The organism is Camelimonas sp. ID_303_24 (assembly GCF_053543495.1).
In genome coordinates, this window is record NZ_JBLLJM010000004.1 from 149954 (window position 1) to 167053 (window position 17100).

Annotated in this window: 16 protein-coding genes; 5 read left to right on the forward strand and 11 right to left on the reverse strand. The window is 63.4% G+C overall.

Annotated elements, in window-relative coordinates:
- The 3 genes from sdhA to sdhC form a co-directional block, all read right to left on the reverse strand.
- The gene (gene sdhA / locus ACERNI_RS05615; RefSeq protein ID WP_448832289.1) at positions 1–1821 is read right to left on the reverse strand and encodes a succinate dehydrogenase flavoprotein subunit; all 1821 of its coding nucleotides are present in this window, start codon (positions 1819–1821) and stop codon (positions 1–3) included.
- A 105-nt stretch (positions 1822–1926) separates the two neighbouring features.
- The gene (gene sdhD / locus ACERNI_RS05620; RefSeq protein ID WP_448832290.1) at positions 1927–2331 is read right to left on the reverse strand and encodes a succinate dehydrogenase, hydrophobic membrane anchor protein; all 405 of its coding nucleotides are present in this window, start codon (positions 2329–2331) and stop codon (positions 1927–1929) included.
- 9 nt (positions 2332–2340) lie between these two features.
- Entirely contained in the window at positions 2341–2760 is a 420-nt protein-coding gene (gene sdhC, locus ACERNI_RS05625; protein ID WP_448832291.1) for a succinate dehydrogenase, cytochrome b556 subunit, read from the reverse strand.
- 345 nt (positions 2761–3105) lie between these two features.
- Here sdhC and ACERNI_RS05630 point away from each other — a divergent pair, with 345 nt between their 5' ends.
- A complete protein-coding gene (locus ACERNI_RS05630; RefSeq protein ID WP_448832324.1) occupies positions 3106–3993 on the forward strand; it encodes a LysR substrate-binding domain-containing protein in 888 nt (295 codons plus the stop codon).
- A gap of 122 nt (positions 3994–4115) precedes the next feature.
- Here the strand turns inward: ACERNI_RS05630 and ACERNI_RS05635 are convergent, their stop codons facing one another.
- From ACERNI_RS05635 to ACERNI_RS05665, 7 genes are all read right to left on the reverse strand, one after another.
- Positions 4116–5195, reverse strand: a complete 1080-nt coding sequence (locus tag ACERNI_RS05635; protein ID WP_448832292.1) for a MaoC family dehydratase — start codon at positions 5193–5195, stop codon at positions 4116–4118.
- Positions 5196–5320: 125 nt separating this feature from the next.
- Positions 5321–6343, reverse strand: a complete 1023-nt coding sequence (locus ACERNI_RS05640; RefSeq protein WP_448832293.1) for a zinc-binding dehydrogenase — start codon at positions 6341–6343, stop codon at positions 5321–5323.
- 143 nt (positions 6344–6486) lie between these two features.
- Positions 6487–7239, reverse strand: a complete 753-nt coding sequence (locus tag ACERNI_RS05645; RefSeq protein WP_448832294.1) for an SDR family NAD(P)-dependent oxidoreductase — start codon at positions 7237–7239, stop codon at positions 6487–6489.
- A 66-nt stretch (positions 7240–7305) separates the two neighbouring features.
- Positions 7306–8589, reverse strand: a complete 1284-nt coding sequence (locus ACERNI_RS05650; RefSeq protein WP_448832295.1) for a beta-ketoacyl-ACP synthase — start codon at positions 8587–8589, stop codon at positions 7306–7308.
- Between the two features lie 30 nt (positions 8590–8619).
- A complete protein-coding gene (locus ACERNI_RS05655; RefSeq protein ID WP_448832296.1) occupies positions 8620–9762 on the reverse strand; it encodes a beta-ketoacyl-ACP synthase in 1143 nt (380 codons plus the stop codon).
- On the reverse strand, positions 9763–10227 hold the full coding sequence (locus ACERNI_RS05660; RefSeq protein WP_448832297.1) for a 3-hydroxyacyl-ACP dehydratase FabZ family protein: 465 nt from the start codon (positions 10225–10227) through the stop codon (positions 9763–9765). It abuts the gene before it with no gap.
- 73 nt (positions 10228–10300) lie between these two features.
- Positions 10301–10582, reverse strand: coding sequence for an acyl carrier protein (locus tag ACERNI_RS05665; protein ID WP_132004164.1), 282 nt, complete (start codon positions 10580–10582; stop codon positions 10301–10303).
- Positions 10583–11064: 482 nt separating this feature from the next.
- Between ACERNI_RS05665 and ACERNI_RS05670 the strand changes: the two genes are divergently transcribed.
- Both ACERNI_RS05670 and ACERNI_RS05675 read left to right on the forward strand, forming a co-directional pair.
- A complete protein-coding gene (locus ACERNI_RS05670; RefSeq protein WP_448832298.1) occupies positions 11065–11781 on the forward strand; it encodes an ABC transporter permease in 717 nt (238 codons plus the stop codon).
- A 12-nt stretch (positions 11782–11793) separates the two neighbouring features.
- Entirely contained in the window at positions 11794–12573 is a 780-nt protein-coding gene (locus ACERNI_RS05675) for an ABC transporter ATP-binding protein (RefSeq protein ID WP_448832299.1), read from the forward strand.
- 109 nt (positions 12574–12682) lie between these two features.
- Here the strand turns inward: ACERNI_RS05675 and acnA are convergent, their stop codons facing one another.
- Complete coding sequence (acnA, locus tag ACERNI_RS05680) at positions 12683–15367, reverse strand: aconitate hydratase AcnA (RefSeq protein WP_448832300.1); 2685 nt, start codon at positions 15365–15367, stop codon at positions 12683–12685.
- A 333-nt stretch (positions 15368–15700) separates the two neighbouring features.
- On the opposite strand from acnA, the gene ccmA reads away from it, so the two are divergent.
- On the forward strand, positions 15701–16396 hold the full coding sequence (gene ccmA / locus ACERNI_RS05685) for a heme ABC exporter ATP-binding protein CcmA (RefSeq protein WP_448832301.1): 696 nt from the start codon (positions 15701–15703) through the stop codon (positions 16394–16396).
- A complete protein-coding gene (ccmB, locus tag ACERNI_RS05690) occupies positions 16393–17061 on the forward strand; it encodes a heme exporter protein CcmB (protein ID WP_448832302.1) in 669 nt (222 codons plus the stop codon). The genes ccmA and ccmB overlap by 4 nt, the downstream gene beginning before the upstream one ends.
- The last annotated feature ends 39 nt before the right edge of the window (positions 17062–17100 follow it).

Below are 17100 nucleotides of genomic sequence, written 5' to 3' on the forward strand. Positions count from 1 at the left end.
TCAGTACACGCGCGCCTTCGGCTTGATGTACTCGATGTCGTCGGTCATCGTGTAGGTATGCACCGGACGATAGTCGATGGTGACGCTGCGGGCGTGATCATCGACCCAGGTCAGGGTGTGCTTCATCCACTCGTCGTCATTACGGTCCGGGAAATCCTCGCGCGCATGGGCCCCACGGGATTCCTTGCGGTTGACGGCGCCTTCCATGGTGACGACGGCCTGGGTGATGAGGTTATCGAACTCCAGCGTCTCCAGCAGGTCAGAATTCCAGACCAGCGAACGATCGGTGACGCGCACGTCGGCGGCGGAGCGCCACACGTCGTGGATGAGCTTCTTGCCCTCTTCCAGAACCTCGCCGGTGCGGAACACGGCGCAGTTGGACTGCATGGTCTTCTGCATGGCCAGCCGCAACTCGGCGGTCGGCGTGCCGCCATTGGCGTAACGGAACCTGTCCAGACGGGACAGGGCCAGGTCGGCCGAATCTGCCGGCAGGTCAGCGTGCTTCTGGCCGGGCTTGACCAGTTCGGCGGCGCGCAGGCCGGCGGCGCGGCCAAACACCACGAGGTCGATCAGCGAGTTCGAGCCAAGACGGTTGGCGCCGTGCACAGACACGCAGGCGGCTTCGCCAAGGGCCATCAGACCGGGCACCACCGCATCCGGATCGCCACCGACCTTGGTCAGCACTTCGCCATGATAGTTCGTGGGAATGCCGCCCATGTTGTAATGAACGGTCGGCAGCACCGGAATCGGCTCGCGGGTCACATCGACGCCGGCGAAGATCTTGGCGCTCTCGGAGATGCCCGGCAGGCGCTCCGCGAGGATCGCGGGATCGAGGTGATCCAGATGCAGGTAGATGTGATCCTTGTTCTTGCCGACGCCACGACCTTCGCGGATCTCGACGGTCATCGAACGGGAAACCACGTCGCGCGAAGCCAGGTCCTTGGCCGACGGCGCGTAACGCTCCATGAAGCGCTCGCCTTCGGAGTTGGTCAGGTAACCACCCTCGCCGCGCGCGCCCTCGGTGATGAGGCAGCCGGCGCCATAGATGCCGGTGGGATGGAACTGCACGAACTCCATGTCCTGCAGGGGCAGGCCGGCGCGCAGCACCATGCCGCCGCCGTCGCCGGTGCAGGTGTGGGCAGAGGTGGCCGAGAAATAGGCGCGACCATAACCGCCGGTGGCCAGCATCGTCAGATGCGAGCGGAAACGGTGAATGGTGCCGTCGTCCATCTTGATGGCGATGACGCCGCGGCAGGCGCCATTCTCCATGATCAGGTCGATGGCGAAATACTCGATGAAGAACTCGGTCGAGTTGCGCAGCGCCTGGCCATACAGCGTGTGCAGCATGGCGTGGCCTGTGCGGTCTGCGGCGGCGCAGGTGCGCTGGGCCGGCGGACCATTGCCGAAGTCGGTGGTCATGCCGCCGAACGGGCGCTGGTAGATCTTTCCGTCCTCGGTGCGGGAGAAGGGCACGCCCCAGTGCTCCAGCTCATAGACAGCGGCCGGCGCGTTGCGCACGAGGTACTCGATGGCGTCCTGATCGCCCAGCCAGTCCGACCCCTTGACGGTGTCGTACATGTGCCACTTCCAGTTGTCCTCGCCCATATTGCCAAGCGACGCGGCGACACCGCCCTGAGCGGCCACCGTGTGGGAGCGGGTGGGGAACACCTTGGTGATGCAGGCTGTGCGCAGACCGGCCTGAGAACAGCCGACAGTGGCGCGCAGACCTGCGCCGCCGCCGCCGACGATCACCACGTCGAAGGTATGGTCGGTGATCGGGTAGGCCCGGCCGTTAATGGTGTAGGTAGCAGAGGCTGACATCGATCACCCCGTTGAGGCTCTCCGGGGAAGCGCTAGGTTTCCGGCGGCGGAGAGGCGAAATATGACGATTGAAAAGGGCTGCCGGCGGCAAACCGCCAGACTGCCTCAGAGCAGCAGACGCCAGACGCTCAGCTTGACGATGGCGAACACGCCGACCAGTCCCACCGCCACGCTGAAGAAGGTGTTGGCGATGACGGCGGCAACGCGCTGCGCCCGGTTCGGCAGGTAGTCCGCGATGACCTCCGCCATGCCAAGCCGCATGTGGATGGCGACGGAAATGACCAGCAGCAGCAGAACAACCGCCGAAAATGGATGCGAAACGACCATGAACGCCGACACAAAGTCGCGGTTATAGGCGGCTGCCAGGATCCAGAGGAATGGGAGAATCAGCAGCAGATTGGCGAACGCCGACAGGCGCTGTCGCCAGAAATGCTCCGTGCCATGATGGGCGGCGCCGAGGCCGGTGACATTGGCGCGAGGCGTGCGGAAAGAACGGTTTTGCGTAGCCATTGCCCTGCCTCAGCCCACAAATGTGACGATCACCCAGAAGGCGACGGTGAGTATGATCGAGCCACCCAGCGTGAACTTCGCCAGGGTCATGCGGGCATCGCGCTCAAAGCCGGCGCCGGTGTCCCAGATGAAGTGACGAACGCCGCCGAGCATGTGGTGGAACAGCGCCCACGTGTAGGCAAAGAGCACCAGCTTGCCGAAGAACGAGGTCATCAGCCAGCGGGCGCACTCATACGCAGCCGGCCCGGAGGCGAGCGCAACGAGCCAGCCGACGATGAGCACCGTGCCGGCGTAGAGGGCTATGCCCGTCATACGGTGGAGCACGGACATCGCCATGGTCCACGTCCACCTGTAGATCTGAAGATGCGGCGACAGCGGCCGGATATCTTCCAGCCGCCTTGCGGGCGATTTCGCCTGAACCTCCGCCATGAAGACGTCTCCACTCAACCCGCGCGGCGTCCGCCGCAAATGATATCAACGCTGCGGCAACCCCGGCAGGTTCTGGACCTGCGCCGGTCGCGCCGTTCGCAAGGGGCTGCGACACATGGCCCGCCCTAATTTGGAATGGTTCCTAACCAATGTTGGCGTCGCCTGCAACGGAGGATTCGACAATCCTGCGTCGCACTCCGGCGAAACTGCGTGGCGGAACCCGCGCCAAAGACGCGTGACAGCCTGCGGATAGCCGCATCTGTTTAGAATGACGTTAATCTGTAATCACTCGCAATCAATGAGCTTTTCATGTACCCATCCTTCGCCATTCACGAAGGCTGGGCCATGCGCTTCGACCTCACCGACCTCCTGCTGTTTCGCAACATTGCCGAAGCCGGCTCCATCACCAGAGGCGCCGAGCGCAGTAATCTGGCGCTTGCGGCGGCTTCGACCCGAATCCGGCAGATGGAGGAGAGCCTCGGCGCGGCGCTTCTCGTGCGGCGAAGGCAGGGCGTCAGCCTCACCCAGCCTGGCCAGACCTTCCTGCAGCATGCCCGCACGCTGCTGGACCAGGCCGAGCGGTTGCGGGAGGACATGGGACGCTACACCGACGGGCTGGCCGGCCATATCCGCGTGCTGTCCAATACCAACGCCCTGACCGAGTTTCTGCCTGAAGCCCTCTCGGCATTCCTCGCCGCCCACCCGCATGTCTCGGTCGATCTGGAAGAACGGCTGTCGGGCGAGATCGTCGGCCTGATCGCAGAGGGCGCCGCCGAAATCGGCATTGTCGCCGGCACGGTTGATCCGGGCGCGCTGGAGACATTCCCCTTCCGCAGCGACCGTTTCGTGCTGGTGGTCGCCCAGGATCACCCCCTGAGCGACGATGGCTCCGCCGTTTCCTTCGCCAGCATTCTCGATCACGAATTCGTTGGGCTTGACCGGTCCAGCGCCTTGCAGCGCTTCCTCGCCGCCAAGGCCGCCCGGGCTGGCCGGCCACTGCGCCTGCGGGTGCAACTGCGTTCGTTCGACGGCGTCTGCCGGCTGGTGGAGTGCGGCGTCGGCGTCGGCGTGGTGCCTGAAACCACGGCGCAGCGGGCGAGGCGCACCATGAAGATCGCCGCCATCCCGCTCAGCGACGCCTGGGCCGAACGGGAACTGTTCCTGTGCGTGCGCAGCTACGCCGGGCTGACGCCGCTGGCGCGGGAACTGGTGAATCATCTGCAGAGCAGGTGATATTCCTGATCGCCAACAGAAGAGGCGCGCCAGCCCGAATGCGAAAAGGGGCGCCCTGACTGGATCAGGACGCCCCTTTTTGAATGGCCTTATTTACCCGCGCGAACGGTGACCTGCCGGGTTTAACGAACCACCAGAACCCAATAATCGAAGTCAAGAATGACCGACGGGTCCATGTCATCGCCTGCCTTGTACGGATGCGCGGCGCATGGCTGGTTCTTGGTGGCGATCGTCCGCAGGCGCAGCGCGCCAACGTCGGAACGGCCAGGCACCTCCGCCTTGTCCAGCACCTCGGTCCAGGCATAAACCGTATCGCCAGAGAACAGCGGCGCCACATGGCGGCCGCCATTGATCGCCGCGACGTGGAAAGCATTGCCGAGGCCATTAAACGACAGCGCCCGCGCCAGGGAAATCACCACGCCGCCGTAGATCAGGCGCTTGCCAAAGCGCGTATCCTTCGCGGCGTGGCCGTCGAAGTGCACCTTGGCCGTGTTCTGGTACAGGCGGGTGGCGATCTGCTGCTCCGCCTCCTCGACGGTCATGCCGTCGACATGGTCGATGCGCTCGCCCACCACATAATCGTCAAAGCGGTAGCGGCTGCCGGCCAGCTCGTTCGACCAGGCGCCCACATTGAGCGCCGGAACCGCTTCGCCCAGATCCGCTGCGGCGACAGCCTTGCCAAGCTGCGGCACGAGCTCGCCGGTGGGCGCGGCTGATTCGTCAGCCTTGCGCACCATCACCCAGCGCACATATTCCAGCACCGCATCATTGTGCTGGTTGTAGCCAGTGGAGCGCACGTAGACGACGCCGGTCTTGCGGTTGGAGTTCTCCTTCAGGCCGATCACCTCGGACACGGTGGAGATGGTGTCGCCGGGATAGACCGGGCGCAGAAAGCGGCCTTCCGCATAGCCGAGATTGGCAACGGCGTTCAGCGAAATGTCGGGAACGGTCTTGCCGAACACCACGTGGAACACCAGCAGGTCGTCCACCGGGCTGCGGGCATAACCAAGGCCACGCGCGAACTCGTCGGACGACTGCACCGCGAAGCGCGGACCATACAGGGCCGTATAGAGGGCCACGTCGCCAGTGGTGATGGTGCGGGGCGTCGCATGGCGGATCACCTCGCCGATACGGAAGTGCTCGAAGAAACGGCCCGGATCGGTCTTCTGCGATGCCCTGGACGCGGTGTTGTCTGCAGTCATGGCCAGCTCACATATTGAAGCACGCTCCGGCGAAATGCAGGTCAGTTCGCCAGGAGACAATGCCTGAAACCAGAAAGACGGATCGCCTGCGCGACCGGATGGATGCCTCGATCAGAGGGTAACGATCAGAACCGCACGATCACCTTGCCAAAGGCCTGGCGTCCTTCCAGGCGCTCCAGGCCCTTGAGGAAATCCGGCAGCTCGAACACCGAATCGATCACCGGGTCCATACCGCGCGCCATCTTGTCCAGCGACTGGACAATATTGCCCATGCTGCAACCGAACGAGCCGGTGATGCGGTATTGCTGCTGGAACAACTGCATCAGGTTCAGGGTGGTGGAAATGCCCGAGGTGGAGCCGCAGGTCACCAGACGACCGCCGCGCTTGAGGCAAAGCAGGCTGCCATTCCAGGTATCGACGCCGACGTGTTCAAAAACCACATCGACGCCCTTGCGTTTGGTCGCCTTGCGCACGACGCCCTCAAAGCGCTCGGTGCGATAATTGATAACCATGTCAGCGCCGAGCGCCCTGGCCCGCTCGCCCTTGGCGTCGTCGCCGACCGTCGTATAGACGTAGCAGCCGATGTCCTTGGCCATCTTGATGGCGGCGGTGCCGATGCCGGAGCCGCCCGCGTGCACCAGTATGGTTTCGCCAGGCTCAAGTTTTGCATTGTCGAACAGCATGTGCTGCACGGTGCCGAAACCGATTGGCGCGCAGGCGGCGTCTTCGAAGCTGACGTTGTCCGGAACCTTGATGACCAGACGCTCGGGCCGGTTGATCAGTTCGCGGGCAAATCCGTCGACATGGAAGCCAAGAATTCCCGCGACGTTCTCGCACAGATTATCGCGTCCTTCCCGGCAGGCCTTGCAGTGGCCGCAGGTCTCCGCGCCATACATCACCACCTTGTCGCCGGCCTGAAAGCGGCTGACGCCCTCGCCAACCGCCACGACCTCGCCGGAGGCCTCAACGCCGGCGACCTGGGGCATCTTGCGGCGGGCAAAAGCCATGCCGCGAAACCCCCAGACGTCCAGATAGTTCAGCGCAATGGCGCGCGTGCGGATCTGCACTTCGCCCGCTGCGGGCGGCGGCGGCGGCTCAATGTCAGTAAGGCGAAGATCCCGGTCACCAAAAAGCTGAAGTGCGCGCATGGCCTGTCCTGATGCGCCCGTTCCCGGGCGGTTGAATCCAGCATCCAAACGGGCTTCAGCACCGTTCGGCTGTCAGGTCCGGACCGCTTCAGCCCGGACCCATGGCCCCACCGGCGCGTCAGGCAACCGGCGGGCGAAGCGCCTCAGTACCGGTGTGCGCTGATCTGGGCCGACAGTCCGCCGTCGACCGGCAACACGGCGCCAGTGATGTAGGAAGCGGCGTCACTGAGGAGAAAAGCCGTCAAGGCGGCGACCTCCCCGGTCCGCGCAAAGCGACCGGCCGGGATCTGCTTTTCAAGCGTGGCGCGATGCTCGGCGTAACGCGCCATCATGTCGGTATCGATAAAGCCAGGCGCCACGGTGTTCACCGTAACGCCGCGTTTGGCCGTTTCCACCGCGAGCGTGCGCAGCCATGAGGCGACAGCGCCTTTCGACGCCGCATAGGCCCCGTTGCCGGCATTGGCATGAATCGACGTGATCGAGCCGATCGCCACGATGCGGCCAGAGCGCCCGCGAACCATGCCGCGCACCAGCGCCTTGGCAATCGTCGTCAGCGACCAGAAATTGACCTGCATGGCCTCATCAGCCTTCTCGCGGGACATCATGGCCGCCAGGGCGTCGTATGACTGTCCCGCATTGTGGACGAAGCCGTAGTAACCTTCGTCCTCATGCGCAGCGCAGAAAGCATCGACAGCAGCCTGGTCCGCCAGATCAAGCTGGAAGGCGCGCAGAGATCCGCACGATGACGATGCGGACAGTTCGGCAATCAGCGCCTCAGCGGCGGAGCCCGACGACCGGTAGGTGAAATCAACGTCGAACCCGGCCCCGGCCAGGGCGCGGACGATCGCCGCTCCAAGCCCCTTGCCGCCGCCAGTCACCAGAACGCGCCTGCTCATAAACCTTCCTTCAAATGAACACGGCGCCTATGGCGCCGCGTCGGTTTGCAGCCCGTTTCAGCCAATTCAGCCTGGCTCGCCCGAGAACACGAGACAGGTGTTTTGCCCGCCAAAGCCGAACGAATTCGACAAAACGTAACGCACATTGGCGTCGCGGGCGACATTGGGCACCACATCAAGCTCAATGGCCGGATCGGGAACGTGATAATTGATCGTCGGCGGGATCCGACCGTTGGCGATTGTCATCAGCGACGCCACCGCCTCAACGGCGCCGGCGGCTGTCAGGGTGTGCCCGACCATCGACTTGTTAGAAGAGATCGGCACGGATTTCATGCGGGCGCCCAGCACAGCCTCAAGCCCCAGCGCTTCCATCTTGTCGTTCTCCGGCGTGCTGGTGCCGTGCGCATTGACATAGTCGATATCGTCGGGCGACAGACCGGCGTCACGGATCGCGCCTTCTATGGCGGCGATCGCCGGCGCGCCGTCGGGACTGGAGCGCGTGCGGTGGAAGCTGTCGCCTTTCTCGCCACACCCCAGAACAAAACCAAGGATCTTCGCGCCGCGCGCCAGGGCGTGGTCATAGTCCTCCAGCACCACCGCAGCCGCGCCCTCGCCCATGACGAAGCCGTCTCGATTCTTTGAGAATGGCTTGGATGCGCCCTCCGGCGGATCATTCTGCGTCGACAATGCGGACAGCAGCGAGAACCGGATCAGCGATTCCGGGTGGACCGACCCATCGGTGCCCATGCAAAGCGCAGCCTGCGTCTCACCCCGGCGAATCGCCTCCACGCCAAGCTGGATCGAGGTGGCGCCAGACGAACAGGCCGTAGACAGCGAAATTGGCGAGCCCTTGGTGCCAAAACGCCTGGCCACGTTCTCTGCGACCGTTCCGAACAGGAACAGTTCATACCATTCCCGGAACTTTCCGGTGCGCGCGGCGGCCAGCAGGGTGGCGTAGGTCACGTCCTCACCATTGGCCCCGGCTTCCGCCAGCGCGCGCCGGTGTGGCCACTCCATTTCGACCGGCGGCACAGCGATAAACAGCGGCCCGGGAAAATCACCTGGCGCACCAATGCCAGCCTGACCGACAGCCTCAACCCCGGCCCGCATCGCCATTTCCTGCGACAGCGCCGGAGCGCAAAACGGCTCCGCCTTGATGAAGTCAACTGTCGCGGCAATCGTTGTCTTCAGTCCGGCGACCGGAAAGCGGCTAAGCCGTTTCACGCCCGAACGGCCCGCCGTCAGCGCGGCCCAATTGTCTTCCTTGCCCTCGCCGAGGGAAGTGACAATGCCAAGACCGGTAACGGCCACCAGTGGCCGGCCTGCCCTATCGCGATGTGGCGACGTCATGCGCGCTGCTCCGCCAGAAAACCCATGCGTTCAATCCACGCGCGACAGGCGCGCGGTTCCTTCTCCACGCCGGTGGCCAACGCCAGTCACCACCGCGTCGTCACACCACCCCTCCGAAAGGGCTGCGGCGGCCAGCGCGACGCCAGCCGGAAACTGTGGCTCAACCATATGTCCGAACAGATCGCCCGTGGCGTGAATCGGGGCGTTTCCGGCCCGCTGCGCCAGCACGGACTGCTCTTCGGCGGTCACGTCCGCAACGCCGGTGGCGCCTGAGAACACCGCGCCGCGCGACGGATTGAAGTCTGTTGCGATCCGCTCCCACATGCCATCCAGCGACGCCGCGACTGATCCCGGCTCACGGGCGGGCATATCGGACGCAACTGCGTCGAGGCGGGCCAGCGGCCTGGCTCCACGCGCCCTGGCGACATCCGCCGCCTCAACCACGAGGAAGGCCGCGCCAGAACCCAGAATGAAACCGCCGCCGCGTGTCGCGCGCTCCGCCACCGGCGCATAATCATGCATCCAGAGGTAGTCAGCCATGGCGTAAATCAGCAGCACGTCGGGGCGCTCGGCGTTGTAGGAGCCGCCAATCAGGAAGGCGTCAGCCTGACCGGCGCGAATCCGCGCTTCGGCGATGCGCAGAGCGTCAACGCCAGCCTGCTCCTCGCCCATAAAGGTGCGGGAGCCGCCGGTCACGCCATGGACAATCGAGATATTGCCGGCCAGCAGGTTGGAAAGCTGGGCCAGAAACATGGTCGGCCGGATATCGCCCATCAGACGCTCATTGAGCATCTCGGCCGGGCGCTCGGACAATGGCGCCTGGGTCAGGATCTGGCCATCGACAGCATAGTCACGCTCGCCACCGCCTGCGGCGACGATCATTTCAAGGCGGCCCAACCGCTCCGCGTCCCCCTTCAGGCCGGCGGCGTCCAGCGCCATGCCGGCGGCGAAGACGCCCAGCTTCTGCCAGGCCTCCATCTGCCGCTGGTCGGCCTTCTTTGGAATCTGCTGCTCGTAAGGAACCGCGACAACCGGATGAACGCGATAGGGCGAGAAACTGTCGCTATCGACCTGTGGGGCCACGCCGTTTTTCAGCGCTTCAAGATGCGCCGCAACGCCAACGCCCGCCGACGACACCATGCCAACGCCGGTAATCCAGATTTCGCGGTCCATTCAAGGCGCCTCCGAAGGAGCAAGACCGATATCGCGCGCGCGCTCCTGCATCAAAGCAGCCATGCCGTCCGGGAATGGCAGCAGGCGGAACATAAGCTCCGCATCGCAGATCATCCTGTCGTCGCTGCGGATCCGGGCCCTGGTCACCGCATAGCCGGACCCGAGGTGCTCAAGATTCGCTTCGATTTCAAGGCGCGCGCCGGGGCCGACGAATGAACGAAACTTTGCCTTCTCCACCCCGGCAAGGAAAGGCATGCGATCATAGTCACTCAGAGCGAGCAAAAGAAAGCCCGAGGCCTGCGCCATCGTCTCTGTCAACAGCACGCCTGGCATCAGCGGATATCCAGGAAAATGCCCTTCGAACACAGGACTTTCCATGGGAACGGTCGCTGTCGCAAGGATGCGCTTGTCGCCCATGTCGAGCGCAGCGACCCCGTCGATCATCCTGAAATATTCGAGATGCATAGAGGCGCCTTCAACGGTTTGAAGAGCCGCATCCAGCTGGATGCGCCCCTTCAAACGCGGAACAGATCGTTATTCAGCCCTGCTTTGCAGCAACAAGCTGGTCGATGCGGTCGCACAGGTTCTTCAGGACGAAATACTCTTCCGCCGGGACCTTGCCTTCATTGACTTCCTGGGTCCACTGCTCAAGCGGCAGCTTGATGCCAAAAGCCTTGTCGATCGCGAAGGCGATATCGAGGAACGCCAGCGAATCAACGCCAAGATCCTCAATGGCGTGCGACTCCGGCGTGATCTGCTCGCGGGGGATGTCGCAGGTGTCGGCAATGATGTCTGCAACGGTGTCGAAAGTGGACGCCATTACGCACTCCTGATCCTGTACAAGGCTGATGCCTCCGGAGAAACACCAACTTGCTGAAATGATTCCAGCCAGCGCGTGCTGGCCAGTTTGGGCGTACCTATACCGTCGCGGGGGGTGTTGTCCAATGGCGTTCGCCGGATTTGATCGCAGCGCTTTCCACGTCCATGTCGCAACGCCTCCAAAGACCTGACCGATTGTGACACGAACTGCCAGCCTGTCATCCACCACAAGACGGCGTATCGCGGCATCCGTGCATGATGTATAGGTGCGCCTTTCGATCTGGTGGCCGGACACACATACAAGGCCATATTTTTCCAGCAGAGCGGTGAGCTGGCGTCGCGCCCGCCCCGCCATCGCCCTTCGGCGGGCGACCAGGCTCCAGGAGTATCATGTCTCTCAAGCCATCACCCCGGGACTGGCAACGGGCGATCGCAGACGCGCGACAGGGTTTGTCAGCGTGGCATGTCTGGAACCTGCTGGCGATGACCGACATACGCCAGCGCTACAAGCGTTCGCGCGTGGGTCCTTTCTGGATCACGCTCAGCATGGCGGCCTTCGTGGGCGGCATTGGCCTTGTCTATTCAATTCTGTTCAAGCAGGACATCCGCACCTATCTGCCCTATCTGGCGGTGAACTACGTGGTCTGGACGCTGATCCAGGGCATCATCATGGACGCAACGGGCGTGTTCAGCAGCTCGGGCGTTTATCTCCGTCAGGAGGCAATGCCGAAAACCCTGTTCGCCATGCGGCTGATCATGCGCAATCTGATCATGTTTGCGCATAACATCATCATCATTCCGCTGGTGTTCCTGCTGTTTGGCGTCTGGCCCGATTGGGAGATGCTGCTCGCCATCCCGGGCATGATCCTGCTGCTGGTCGCAGCCTATCCGGTTGTGATGCTGATTGGCCTGATCTCCACCCGTTTTCGCGACACCCCGGTGATCATCCAGAACGTCCTGCAGATTGCCTTTTTCCTGACGCCCATCATGTGGAAAGTGGAACAGCTCGGGGCCGCCGCGCCCTTCGTGGTTGGTCTCAATCCCTTCGCCATCTTCCTGCGGATCGTCGCCGAGCCAATGAATGGGCGCGCGCCGAGCCTGTGGACCTGGGGCGTCGCCGTTTTCATGATTGTGCTGCTGTACGCCGTCACCGGCCCCCTGTTCGCCAGGTTGCGGGCGCGTATCGTTTACTGGCTGTGAGGGAGAGACGTCGTGGCCTCGATTATCCTTGAAAACGCCTGCGTCGAATTCCCGATCTACAACGCACGCGGACGCTCGATCCGGCGCAATCTGATGGCCCGCGTTGGCGGTTCCGTCGCCGCAGATGGCGACGTCGTTTCGGTCAACGCCCTGAAAAACGTCAACCTCAGGCTGACCAATGGCGACCGGCTGGGCCTTCTCGGCCACAACGGCGCCGGCAAGTCCACGCTGCTGCGGGTGTTGTCTGGCGCTTATGAGCCATCCTCAGGCTCCGCCGAGATCGAAGGCGCCGTGTCGTCACTGCTTGATATCACCATGGGCATGGACCCGGAGATGAGCGGGGCCGAAAACATCGTTCTGCGTGGAGCGATCATCGGCATGACCATCCCGGAAGCACGGGAGCGTATTCCGGAAGTCGCCGAGTTCGCGGAAATTGGCGACTTCCTTGATCTGCCCATGCGGACCTATTCATCCGGCATGAACCTGCGACTGGCCTTCGCCATTTCCACGGCAATCCGGCCCGATATCCTGCTGATGGACGAGCTGATCAGCGTCGGCGACGCCGCTTTCGCCAGCAAGGCGCGGCAGCGGGTGCAGGAACTGATCGCCAGCGCCGGCATTCTCGTGCTGGCTTCACATGACCCGAAATCGCTGCTGGAATATTGTACGCGCGGTATCGTCATGGAGCATGGCCAGATCGCCTTCGACGGCCCAATTGAGGAGGCTATCGTGCGGCATGGCATGGCGCTTCCTGAGGTTAAAAAAGAGGACGCCGCAGTGGGTGGCGCGTAGTTCTGGCGGGTTCCAGCCCAAGCTGGCCCGCCAGCGATTTACCCAGACAAACAGGGCCCGGGACACATGTCCCGGGCCCTTTCATCGGCGGTGTCTTGAGCCGATTGCCTCAGGCGGCGAGCTGGCGCAGCACATAGTGCAGGATGCCGCCGTTGCGGAAATATTCCAGCTCATCAAGGGTATCGATGCGGCAGATCAACGGCGCGCTGAGTTTCTCGCCATTGGCGCGGGTGATTTCCGCAGTCAGGGTCTGACGCGGGCGCAGGCTTTCGCCAAGACCGCGAATGGTAACCCTCTCGTCTCCCTTCAGACCCAGAGTCTGCCAGCTGGTTCCAGGCTCGAACACCAGCGGCAAAACCCCCATGCCGACCAGGTTCGAACGATGAATGCGCTCGAAGCTCTCGGTAATCACCGCGCGCACGCCAAGCAGGTTGGTGCCCTTGGCCGCCCAGTCACGCGATGAGCCGGTGCCATACTCCTTGCCGGCAAACACCACCAGCGGCGTGCCTTCGGCCTGGTACTTCATGGCGGCGTCGTAGATCGGCATCTGTTCGCCATCCGGGTAGTGAATGGTGACGCCCCCTTCCACGCCGGGAACCATCTGGTTCTTGATGCGGATATTGGCGAAGGTGCCGCGCATCATCACTTCATGATTGCCGCGACGGGTGCCGTACTGGTTGAAATCCGCCACCGCGACGCCGTGGTCCAGCAGATATTTGCCGGCCGGGCTGGCGGCCTTGATCGAGCCTGCTGGGGAAATGTGATCGGTCGTGATCGAGTCGAGGAACAGTCCCAGTACGCGCGCCCCGACAACGTCTTCCACCGGCTTCGGCGTCCGGGTGATGCCGACGAAATAGGGCGGGTTTTGCACATAGGTGGATTTGTTGTCCCACCCGTAGGTGTTGCCGCCGGAAACTTCAATTTTCCGCCAATTTTCGTCGCCGGTGAACACGTCGGCGTATCGGGCGCGGAACAGCGCCTGTGAAATGTTCCGGTCAATGAAATCCTGGATCTCGGCGGAGCTCGGCCAGATGTCGCGCAGATACACCGGCTGGCCGTCAGAACCGACCCCCAGCGCATCCTTCGTCAGGTCGATCTGCAAGGAGCCGGCCAGGGCATAAGCGACGACCAGTGGCGGCGAAGCCAGGTAGTTGGCGCGCACATCCGGATTGACGCGGCCTTCGAAGTTGCGGTTACCCGACAACACGGCGGCGGCGACAATATCATTGTCGTTGATCGCTTTGGAAATTTCCGCCGGCAGCGGGCCCGAGTTGCCGATGCAGGTAGTGCAGCCAAAACCGACCAGGTTGAATCCCAGCTTGTCGAGCTCAGCCTGCAGACCGGACCTGGCCAGATACTCACCCACCACCTGGGATCCCGGCGCAAGCGAGGTCTTGACCCACGGCTTCGATTTCAGCCCCCTGGCGGCCGCGTTGCGGGCCAGCAGGCCGGCGCCAATCATCACGCTGGGATTGGACGTGTTGGTGCAGGACGTAATGGCGGCGATCACCACGTCGCCATGGCCAAGGTCAAAGTTTTTGCCCTCAACCTGATAGCGTCTGGCGATGTCAGCAGCCTTGTTGAACTCGCTCTCCATTGAGGCGACGAAGCCCTGCTTCGCGCCGCTCAGGAGCACGCGATCCTGCGGTCGTTTGGGGCCGGCAAGCGACGGCTCCACGTCGTTCAGATCAAGGAACAGCGTATCACTGAAAACCGGATCCGGCGTATCCGTAGTGCGGAACAGGCCCTGGGCCCTGGCGTACTCGGCCACCAGCGCCACGCGCTCCGGCTCGCGGCCGGTTTTGGCCAGCCAGTCGACTGTTGCCTGATCGATCGGGAAGAAACCGCACGTGGCGCCATATTCCGGGGCCATGTTGCTGATCGTGGCGCGGTCTTCCACGGTCATGGCGTCAAGGCCCGGGCCGTAGAATTCGACAAATTTGCCGACCACGCCGCGCTTGCGCAGCATCTGGGTCACGGTCAGCACAAGATCGGTGGCGGTGACGCCTTCACGCAACCTGCCGGCAAGCTTGAAGCCGACCACCTCGGGAATCAACATCGACAGCGGCTGGCCCAGCATCGCCGCCTCCGCCTCAATGCCGCCAACGCCCCAGCCAAGCACGGCGACGCCGTTGACCATGGTGGTGTGCGAGTCGGTGCCGACCAATGTATCCGGATAGGCAACCTCGACGCCGTTTTCATCACGGGTCCATACGGTCTGCGACAGATATTCGAGGTTCACCTGGTGGCAAATGCCGGTGCCTGGCGGCACGACCCGGAAATTGTTGAACGCTTCTGAGCCCCAGCGCAGGAACTTGTAACGCTCTTCATTGCGCTGGTATTCCAGACGGACATTGTCGCCGAAGGCCCTTGGCGTGCCGAACTCGTCGACGATCACGGAGTGGTCGATGACCAGATCCACCGGCACCAGCGGGTTGATTTTCACCGGATCGGCGCCGAGGCTGTTCATGGCGTCGCGCATGGCGGCCAGATCCACCACCGCAGGCACGCCAGTAAAATCCTGCATCAGCACGCGCGCTGGACGAAAGGCGATCTCACGCTCTTCGGAACCCCGGTTTTTGACGAAGGCGGCGATCGCCAGAATATCGTCCTTGCGCACCGAACGATCGTCTTCAAACCGCAGCAGGTTCTCGAGCAGCACTTTCAGGGAAAATGGCAGGCGCGATACATCCGGCAGGCCATTTTCCTCTGCCTTCTGCAAGGAATAATAGGCATAGGCGCGGGCGCCGACCTGAAGCATCTGGCGGCTTTTGAAACTGTCGAGAGAAGTCATGATGAATCCTGAGCGTGACTGCGGGGAGACCGACCGACGCCTGTGTCGCCAACGCCTGCGGACAGGGCGACCGGTCACCTTCCGGATGACAGCAGGCAGCCTGACGTCGCCGGCATGGCCGGATTCATCTGGGCGCCCAATGCGCGCGCCGCCCCGGGAGTGCCCAGGCCCCGCGCGTCACGCGCGCGGCGCAGCTCGTTATTTTATAGTGCGTTTCTTCGTGCTCCGCCATAGCCGCGAGTCATTCTAATCTGGGCGCGCCGCCGTCTGCCGCACAACTTCGCGCCTTTACAGCCCGTTGCCCGGCGCTTCGCGGCATGGCACACAACCGTCATGATCCTCACAGCCAACACATTGTCGTGTCGCCGGGGCGGCCGGCTTATTTTCCGCGACATTTCCTTTCGCGTGGCGTCTGGATCGGCGCTCGTCATCACCGGCGACAATGGCGCGGGAAAGTCCAGCCTCATCGCCATGATCGCCGGACTTCTGGCGCCCGCTGAAGGCGAGATCACGCTCTCCGGCGATCCGGACCGGACGCCCGGCGAATTGATTGGCCTCATGGCGCATCGCGACGGCCTGAAGTCGTCCCTGACTGTTCAGGAGAACCTTTCCTGGGCGCGAAAGCTTCTGGGCGCCTCCACCACAGCAATTGATGAAGCGTTGGAGGCGGTTGGTCTCAGCCACGCCATGGACATGCCGGTGGAGCATCTTTCAGCCGGGCAACGCCGTCGGGTTTCCCTGGCGCGCCTCCTGTCATGCAGCCGGCCAATCTGGCTGATGGATGAACCAGCCGGCGCCCTCGACCAGCGCTCAATTCGCGGACTCACCGGCCTGATGCAGCGCCATCTGACGGGCGGCGGCATCATCATTGCAGCCACCCACCAGCCGCTTGGGCTCGACAACGCCCTGACGCTGCATCTCGCCCCCCCCATGGCCAACGCCGGCGACGACGAAGCGGCCTTTTGGGAAGACGACGCGTGCGAGGACGAACTGCTGCTGGGCTACGCGCCAGCGCGGGCCGGACAATGACCGGAGCGCTGGCGGCCATTCTCCAGCGCGATATCCGTCTCGCCCTCCGCCAGGGCGGCGGCGCTGCGCTGGGTCTGGTTTTCTTTCTGTTGATCGTCACCATGACGCCGCTGGCAATTGGGCCTGACCCGGCGTTGCTGGCGCGCATCGGGCCCGCAATGCTCTGGCTTGCCGCCGTCCTGTCCATTCTCCTCGGCCTGGACCGCCTGTTCCAGGCTGACCTGGAGGATGGGGCGCTGCAACAGATGCGCCTGTCATCAGCCCCGCTGGAATTCATTGTCCTGGCCAAAGCCATTGCACACTGGCTGGTGACCGGCCTGCCCCTGGTGATCGCGGCGCCAGCCTATGGACTGCTGCTGGCGCTATCGCCGGCCGCCATGCTGGCAGTCACCGTCACCCTGCTCGTTGGCAGCCCGGCCCTGGTGTTCATCGGCGCCACCGGAGCTGCATTGACCGCCGGCATGCGCCGCGGCGGCCTGCTGCTGGCGATCCTGTCGCTGCCATTGATGACGCCGGTATTGATTTTCGGCGTATCGGCCACCACGTCGGCGCTGGATGGCCTGACGCCGTTCCGCACCCCCATGCTGGCGCTGGCGGCCCTCAGCCTGTTCTCAATGGTTGTGGGCTGCGCGGCCTCGGCCGCAGCGCTCCGGGCAAATGAATGAGCCAGCTCCGGATCGATCTGAGGATTGACAGCAAGGCAA